Consider the following 2,327-nt stretch of genomic DNA (forward strand, 5'->3'; position numbering starts at 1 on the left):
GCCACTGCTCGCGAAGACCTCGACCGGACCCGCGTCGAGCGCCTCGATCAACAGGTGCAGGTCGGCCGCCTGCTGCTGCGGCGTGTTGTCCGACCAGCAGCACCGTCGGCGTACGCCAGACGCCCAGCTCGCGGGCGGCGTCCAGGTGCTGCTCGGCGTCCACCTCCACCAGGCGCACCCCGTCGACGGCGGCGCGGACCCGCTCCAGGACCCGACGGGTCGCCCGGCAGGGCGCGCAGACCGCCGAGGAGAACTGCACCAGCGTCGGCGCACCGGCGGTGACGCCGAGGCCGGCGAGCGCGGCGGACGGACCTGGGGCCGGGGAGACGGACCTGATCCGCCCACTACGGCGCCGGTGCCACAGGCCGACGACGGTGGCCGCAAGCAGTATGCCGGCAAGCACCGCCACCCTGGTCAGCTCGGCATCTCGCACCGCTCCAGCCTGCCACAGCGGGTCTGCCGGGCGGCATCGGCCGGGTGGGCGTGATGGGCGGTGCCGCCGGCCATCACCGATCGAATCTATGGGCGTACCACCACGTTGCCGACCTTGTGGCCGGTGTCGACCCGGCGATGGGCGTCGGCGATGTCGTGGAGGTCGTGGATCTGGTCGAGCACGACGGTGATCTCGCCGCGGGCGGCGAGATCGAGCAGGAAGTCGAAGTCGGCGACGCGTTCGGGGGTGGCTCCGGCCACGACGTTGCCGCGCGCCTGGATGGTCTCGCCCAGGCTCGCGACGACGAGCAGCAGCACGCCTGGGGTGCTGAGCAGCCGCCGACCGGAGGCGATCGACAGGTTGCCGACGGCGTCCAACACCACGTCGAATCGTTCGGTGGTGGCGCCCAGGCCGCCGTCGGTGTAGTCGATGACCCGGTCGGCGCCCAGTTTGGTGACCAGTTCGGCGTTCGCCGCGCTGGTCACCGCAGTGACGGTCGCGCCGAAGTGCCGGGCGAGCTGGACGGCGTTCGTGCCGATCGCACCGGACGCGCCGTTGACGAGCACCGAGGTGCCGGGGCCCACGCCCGCCTTGTCGCGCAGGAAGAACAGTGCGGTCGTGCCGCCGAACAGCAGCCCGGCGGCCGCCTCGTGGGTGGCCTCGGCGGGCTTGCGGGCGAGCCGGTCCGCTGGCACCGCGACGTACTCGGCGTGCGCGCCGAGCCTGATGCCGGTCATGCCGCACACCTCGTCGCCGGCAGCGAAGTCACCGACCCGCGCGCCGACGCTCGCCACGACGCCGGAGAAGGAACTGCCCAGGGTTGGCCGGCGGGGTCGGACGATGCCGAACATCAGCCGCGCGGGGACGCCGAACCCGGCCGGGAACCGGGCGCCCCGGATACGCGAGTCGGCCGAGGTCACCGCCGCGGCCCTGACCCGCACCAGCACCTCGCCGGCGCGCGGTCGCGGCCGGGCGACCTCGGCGACGCGGACCACGTCGGGCGCCCCGTAGCTATCCATCACTGCTGCCAGCACGACACTTCTCCTTACACCCGTAAGTTTCGTTGCATGGTAGCCTTACGACCGTAAGTCAGCAAACGGTACCGGAGAATGCTTGTGATGGCGCGTCGTCCAGCCCTCACCCATGACCGCATCATCGACGCGGCGGTACGGGTCGCCGACCGGGGCGGGGTCGCCCAGGTGAGCATGCGCAACGTCGGCAAGGAGCTCGGCGTCGAAGCGATGTCGCTCTACCACCACCTCGCCGGCAAGGACGCGTTGCTCGACGGCCTGGCCAACTGGATCTTCACGCAGATCGAGCTGCCCGAACCGCAGCGGCCGTGGCGGCCGGCGATGGTCGACCGCGCCGAGTCGAGCCGGCGGGTCCTGTCGCAGCATCCCTGGGCGCTGGGCCTGATCGAGTCACGCCGCTCCCCCGGGCCGGCACTCCTACGGCACCACGACACGGTGCTCGCCTGCCTGCGACGCAACGGCTTCTCGATCACCCTGGCGGCCCACGCGTTCTCGGCGATCGACGCCTACGTGTACGGCTTCGTGCTGACCGAGCTAAACCTCCCGTTCGACGCCGACGAGGGAGCCGAAACGTTCGTCGACGAGATCCAACACGCGCTCCCGGCCGACGAGTACCCACACCTGGTGGAGATGATCACCAACCAGGTCGTGGGCCGTGACTACAGCTACGCCAACGAGTTCGGGTTCGGCCTCGACCTCATCCTCGACAGCCTCGAACGCCACCACGCCGGTGGCACGTCCTGAACGCTCGCCGCCCCGGCGTCGACCCGCTCCGGGTACGTGCTCAAGCAGATCCGCGGCACTGACCTGGTCGACGCGGTGCGCCGGGTGGCGGCCGGCCAGTCGCTGCTCGACCCGGCGAT

The 2,327-nt window shown here is 71.5% G+C and carries 3 protein-coding genes and 1 pseudogene; 2 read left to right on the forward strand and 2 right to left on the reverse strand.

Going from position 1 to position 2,327, the window contains the following annotated elements; all coding sequences use genetic code 11:
• Positions 1 to 433, reverse strand: a 433-nt coding sequence (locus tag AB0M52_RS33300) for a thioredoxin family protein (protein ID WP_363961823.1), incomplete at its 3' end; no start/stop codon positions are given.
• 86 nt (positions 434 to 519) lie between these two features.
• A complete protein-coding gene (locus AB0M52_RS33305; protein ID WP_363961824.1) occupies positions 520 to 1,467 on the reverse strand; it encodes an NAD(P)-dependent alcohol dehydrogenase in 948 nt (315 codons plus the stop codon).
• An 84-nt stretch (positions 1,468 to 1,551) separates the two neighbouring features.
• Between AB0M52_RS33305 and AB0M52_RS33310 the strand changes: the two genes are divergently transcribed.
• Both AB0M52_RS33310 and AB0M52_RS33315 read left to right on the forward strand, forming a co-directional pair.
• On the forward strand, positions 1,552 to 2,208 hold the full coding sequence (locus AB0M52_RS33310; RefSeq protein WP_363961825.1) for a TetR/AcrR family transcriptional regulator: 657 nt from the start codon (positions 1,552 to 1,554) through the stop codon (positions 2,206 to 2,208).
• Positions 2,209 to 2,235: 27 nt separating this feature from the next.
• Positions 2,236 to 2,327, forward strand: a pseudogene (locus AB0M52_RS33315) (DNA-binding response regulator); the annotation flags it as partial.

The organism is Micromonospora sp. NPDC051296, from assembly GCF_040682255.1.
GTDB classification, from domain to species: domain Bacteria; phylum Actinomycetota; class Actinomycetes; order Mycobacteriales; family Micromonosporaceae; genus Micromonospora; species Micromonospora craterilacus.

Excerpts from the sequence above, each read along its gene's own strand:
- AB0M52_RS33310 (WP_363961825.1), top strand. The coding sequence starts at position 1,552 with ATGGCGCGTCGTCCAGCCCTCACCCATGACCGCATCATCGACGCGGCG.